Consider the following 3,253-nt stretch of genomic DNA (forward strand, 5'->3'; position numbering starts at 1 on the left):
GTGGTGTGCATCCCAGCAGGTACCCGAGCAGGTCGTCGACGTCGCCACGCTGTTCTACGAAGCGGCCCGCGACGAACTCGTGCGCGTCGTCGCCGAGCTCGAGCAGGGCTCCGCGACCCTCGAGCGTTCGCTCGGGCTCTGGGAACGCGGCGAGGCGCTGGCTGCCCGGTGCCAAGAGTGGCTCGTGGGCGCACGGGCCCGGCTCGACGCCGCCCGTGCCGCTTCCGACGAGCGCGGCTCGGCCACGGACGGGGGTGGCGCCTGATGACGGACGCCGACGGACGCCCGATCGTCGCCGAACTCGGCCGCGCGGAGACCCCCGAGGAGACCTGGGCCCGCAAGGACGCCGCTCGCACCGCACGACGTCAGCACCAGACCGCCTTCAACCTCGTCATCGCGATGATCGCCTCGCTCGGCATCGTCCTGTTCCTCGTGGCCGTCGTCGTCCGACCGGACACCCAGGTCGTCGACCGCGCGGTCGACTACCGGCAGGTGGCGCAGGACGCCGACGTCCCCGGCGTGACGCTCGCGGCGCCGACGCTGCCGAAGGGCTTCTCGGCCAACCGCGCCGACTACAGCGACAAGGCAGCCGACGGCGTCGACGTCTGGACGGTGGGCTTCCTCACGCCCGACCAGCAGTTCATCGGACTGCAGCAGGGCGTGTCGGCGAACGACACCTGGGTCGCGAACCAGCTCGAGCAGAAGCCGGCGACCGGGTCCGTGACGATCGCGGGCACGAAGTGGACCGTGTACGACCGTCGTGACGAGGGCAAGGGCGCCGGCAACGACGCGTACGCCCTGGTCCGGACCGCGGGCAAGTACACGTTCGTGCTCGCCGGCACCGCTGACGAGGCATCGTTCCGGACGCTCGCGACCGCGGTCTCGAAGCAGTTCCCGGACAGCTGACCGACCCGGCCACCACCGCTTCCCGAACCGATCCGACCGCCGCCCACGAGGAGCCCCATGCCCGACCGCGCCGCCTCCACCCCGTCCGACGCCCTCCGACTGCTCGTCGAGGGCAACGCCCGGTTCGCCGCCGACAAGCGCCGCACCGGCCGGATCGACCCCGACCGCCGATCGGAGCTCGCCGGGTCCCAGGCGCCGTTCGCGACCGTCCTCGGCTGCTCGGACTCGCGGGTGCCCTTCGAGCACGTGTTCGACGCGGGCATCGGCGACCTCTTCGCCATCCGCAACGCGGGCCAGATCGTCGACGATGTCGTGCTCGGCTCCATCGAGTTCGCGGTCGTCGCGCTCGGGACCCCGCTCCTGGTGGTCCTCCGGCACACGAAGTGCGGCGCCGTGGCAGCGGCCCGGTCGGGCGAGCCGGTCCCGGCCCCGCACCTGCAGACCCTCGTCGACGCGATCGCCCCGAGCGTCGAGAAGGTCCGCACCGCCGACGCCGAGCTGCCGCAGGAGTCGATCGGTGCCGCGCACCTCGAAGCCAGCCTCGCCCAGATCCTCGAACGATCCGGCGCCGTGTCCGACGCCGTCGCCGAGGGTAGGTTGGCGGTCGTCGGGGCGACCTACGACCTGGCCACCGGCGAGGTCTCGGTCGACACCGTCGTCGGCCAGGCCTGACGCGGCCCGGACGACCGGCCAGCCGTCCCGGCCGCACGACCGGGACAGTCCGGCCGCACGACCGGAACGGCCCGGCCCGTGACCACCGAACCGGCCCCGACCACGCACCACCGGCACGACGGTGACCGACCGTCACGACCGGCGCGGCGGACCACCTCCGCCGCAGCACCCACCGACGCGACCGCGCCGGAGCACACCGAGGAAGGACCACGACGACGTGACCGACACCACCCAGACCGCAGCGACGACCGATGACGGGTTCCGCATCGAGCACGACACCATGGGCGAGGTCCGGGTGCCGAAGTCGGCGCTCTACCGCGCCCAGACGCAGCGGGCCGTCGAGAACTTCCCGATCTCCGGCAGCGGCCTCGAGCCCTCGCAGATCGTCGCCCTCGCCCGGGTGAAGCGTGCGGCGGCGATCGTGAACGGTGCCCGCGGGATCATCGACGAGCCTGTGGCCGACGCGATCGTCTCCGCCGCGGACCGGATCATCGCGGGTGAGCACCACGACCAGTTCCCCGTCGACGTGTACCAGACCGGCAGCGGCACCTCCTCGAACATGAACATGAACGAGGTCCTCGCGACGCTGGCCTCGGACGTCGCCGGCACGGCAGTGCACCCGAACGACCACGTGAACGCGTCGCAGTCGTCGAACGACGTCTTCCCGACCTCCGTGCACGTCGCCGTCACCGAGGCCCTGATCCGCACGCTCGTCCCGGCCCTCGAGCACCTCGCGGAGGCGTTCGAGCGCAAGGCGACGCTGTGGGCCGATGCCGTGAAGTCCGGCCGGACGCACCTCATGGACGCCACCCCGGTGACCCTCGGCCAGGAGTTCGGCGGCTACGCGCGGCAGATCCGACTCGGTGTCGAACGTGTGAACGCCACGCTCCCCCGCGTCGCGGAGGTGCCCCTCGGGGGGACCGCCGTCGGCACCGGCATCAACACCCCGAAGGGCTTCCCGCAGGAGGTCATCGCGCAGCTCGCCGAGGACACCGGGCTGCCCATCACCGAGGCGCTCGACCACTTCGAGGCCCAGGGCGCCCGTGACGCCCTGGTCGAGGCGTCCGGCGCGCTCAAGGTCATCGCGGTGAGCCTGACGAAGATCAACAACGACCTCCGGTGGATGGGGTCCGGGCCGAACACCGGGCTCGGCGAGCTGCACATCCCCGACCTCCAGCCGGGCTCGTCGATCATGCCCGGCAAGGTCAACCCGGTCATCCCCGAGGCCACCCTCATGGTCGCGGCGCGGGTCATCGGCAACGACGCCACCGTCGCGTGGGCCGGCGCCTCCGGTGCGTTCGAGCTGAACGTCGCCATCCCCGTCATGGGCACCGCGCTGCTCGAGTCGATCCGCCTGCTGGCGAACAGCTCGCGCGTGCTGGCCGACAAGACGGTCGACGGGCTCGAGGCGAACCTCGACCGCGCCCGCGCCTTCGCGGAGTCGTCCCCGTCGATCGTCACGCCGCTCAACCGTGTCATCGGGTACGAGGCGGCCGCCAAGGTCGCGAAGTACGCCGTCGCGGAGGGCATCACCGTCCGCGAGGCCGTCGTCGCCCTCGGCTACGTCGAGCGGGGCGAGGTCACCGAGGAGCAGCTCGACAGCGCGCTCGACGTGCTCTCGATGACGCACCCGAGCTGACGCGCAGCGCGCGACGCGACCGACAGACGGACGGGA

The 3,253-nt window shown here is 72.2% G+C and carries 4 protein-coding genes; all 4 read left to right on the top strand.

The genetic code is table 11. The features are described 5' to 3' along the window. The first annotated feature begins 49 nt into the window (after positions 1 to 49). The 4 genes from I59_RS01030 (at position 50) to I59_RS01045 (ending at position 3,217) form a co-directional block, all read left to right on the top strand. Positions 50 to 265 carry an exodeoxyribonuclease VII small subunit gene (locus I59_RS01030; protein ID WP_042726343.1) on the top strand — a complete coding sequence of 72 codons (216 nt, stop codon included), beginning with the start codon at positions 50 to 52 and terminating at the stop codon, positions 263 to 265. Next, entirely contained in the window at positions 265 to 906 is a 642-nt protein-coding gene (locus I59_RS01035; RefSeq protein WP_022902287.1) for a DUF4245 domain-containing protein, read from the top strand. The genes I59_RS01030 and I59_RS01035 overlap by 1 nt, the downstream gene beginning before the upstream one ends. Before the next feature lie 57 nt (positions 907 to 963). After that, positions 964 to 1,578 (top strand): carbonic anhydrase, encoded by a 615-nt coding sequence (locus I59_RS01040; protein ID WP_022902288.1) that lies wholly within the window; start codon positions 964 to 966, stop codon positions 1,576 to 1,578. A 217-nt stretch (positions 1,579 to 1,795) separates the two neighbouring features. Continuing rightward, the gene (locus I59_RS01045) at positions 1,796 to 3,217 is read left to right on the top strand and encodes an aspartate ammonia-lyase (RefSeq protein ID WP_022902289.1); all 1,422 of its coding nucleotides are present in this window, start codon (positions 1,796 to 1,798) and stop codon (positions 3,215 to 3,217) included. Positions 3,218 to 3,253 lie beyond the last annotated feature (36 nt).

It is taken from the genome of Curtobacterium sp. B8 (genome assembly GCF_000333315.1).
Taxonomy (GTDB): domain Bacteria; phylum Actinomycetota; class Actinomycetes; order Actinomycetales; family Microbacteriaceae; genus Curtobacterium; species Curtobacterium luteum.